The sequence below is a fragment of the Microcoleus sp. PH2017_35_SFW_U_B genome (genome assembly GCF_020737865.1).
In the GTDB taxonomy this organism is placed as follows: domain Bacteria; phylum Cyanobacteriota; class Cyanobacteriia; order Cyanobacteriales; family Microcoleaceae; genus Microcoleus.
Window position 1 is genome coordinate 1 of record NZ_JAEQDE010000003.1, and the last position, 1,665, is coordinate 1,665.

The following is a 1,665-nucleotide window of genomic DNA, read 5'->3' on the forward strand; positions in this document are numbered from 1 at the left end:
TAGGGCTTGCTGAATAATTGATTGCCAACCAAGAGCAGGAGCGATCAATATATTCAAGCTTGGTTAAAGATAAGTTTTTTCTGTATCGAGTCGCCCCAAGTATAGCTGTAGATTATCTCCCCTAAAAAAACAGGTGTTCTTTTTCCAAATAGACATAAAAACACACAAAAAACCCGACGCCACCAGGTGGCGAGGTTCATTACCAAAAAAGTAATTGCAATAACTGTACCAGATGTATTATCAAGTTTAGCCATCACTCTATTCAGACCGAATCTTCGTTTTCCTTGCCCAAACTTACCCTCAATTGCATTTCTAATTCTCTCATCTTCCAACGCTTGTTTCTTTTTTGATTTACTGACGTTTGCTGGCGGTCTTCCTAGGGGAGGCCCACTGATTCTAATTCCTTTTTCTTTGCACCATGCTCGGTTTTCTCTTGTTCGGTAAATTCGGTCGGCATGAACGGACTCTGGATAATGTCCAGTGAATCGATAATAAGCTTCTACCTGGGCTTTTAAGTCCCCTGACTCATTAAAACTATCCCAGCTCATTCGGTCTAAAAATACATATCCTTCAAAGCAGCTCGCTGACAGTTTAGCTCCAAACTCTACGCTTTTTCCGGCTTTTCCTCTGATTATAGGACGGATGTGGGGTTGACTTAAACTTACTATTCTATGTTCAATACTCTGTTTATTTTTATCAATTAATGATTGCTGTTGGCGATAGACTTCTGTGAGGACTAGCAAGGTTTTATATTGCTTTTTATTCAGAGCTTCTAGGGTCGCACCTGATTCAATTAGCTGTTCAATATGAGCTAGGTTTCTTTTGACATATTGAAGTTGTTTCTTAATTGCCTGTCTTCTTTTTGTGCGAGGTGGCTTTCTTTGTTTAGCCATTAATAAGTAGTCTTTTCGGGCGATATTACGATAGGTTCTTGGTTTTTTTGGGATTTTTTCTTTAACTTGTTTATATAGGATATCTATGATTTTTTCGGTGTGAACTCTCGCTTTGTTTAATAGTCCTAAGTCAGTCGGATAAGTAATGTCGGCTGGTGCACAGGTTGCATCTATGATTAATTTGCCGCGATTGGGTGACTCATTTTTGGCGTCCGAACCCTTTTTTTTTTCGGGTTTAACTGGTGTAATTTCTAGCATCTTTTTGACCATGCTTTCGTTCACTTTATTAATTAGGTTCAAACTAATCCGTTGCCTAAAGTGAACTAATAGAGATGAGTCAAATGGTAGCTCATTACTGTAGCTTGATTGACCGATAAAGTATTGTAAATACGGGTTTTCGCGGCTCTGTTCTACGGTTTCGCGATCGCTAATTCCCAATTTTTCTTTAATAATTAATGCCCCTAATGCTATCCGAAAAGATTTGGCGGGTGCCCCCTTTTTTGTCGGGAAGTTTTGAGCATATTCTGATTCAAATTCATCCCACGGGATTATTTGAGCCATTTTGACCCAACGGTTGAGGATTGATAAATTTCCTCCGAAGGGCAGTTCAAACTCGGAGGGTAAGGAGGGAGCAAGCTCAGCTTTTTTGTACACAATCGCAGGTGATGCACGGGTTTTGATCTATATTACCTGTTTATCTTGCACTTTTTTCTCCCTCGCGCCATCTAAACCTATGCCACGCAATATGTGATTGATTTTTCAGCAAGCCCTA

Annotated in this window: 1 protein-coding gene; it reads right to left on the reverse strand. The window is 39.8% G+C overall.

Annotated elements, in window-relative coordinates:
* Positions 1-53: 53 nt before the first annotated feature.
* Positions 54-1,547 (reverse strand): IS5 family transposase, encoded by a 1,494-nt coding sequence (locus tag JGK36_RS00025; RefSeq protein WP_293194023.1) that lies wholly within the window; start codon positions 1,545-1,547, stop codon positions 54-56.
* Between the last annotated feature and the right edge of the window lie 118 nt (positions 1,548-1,665).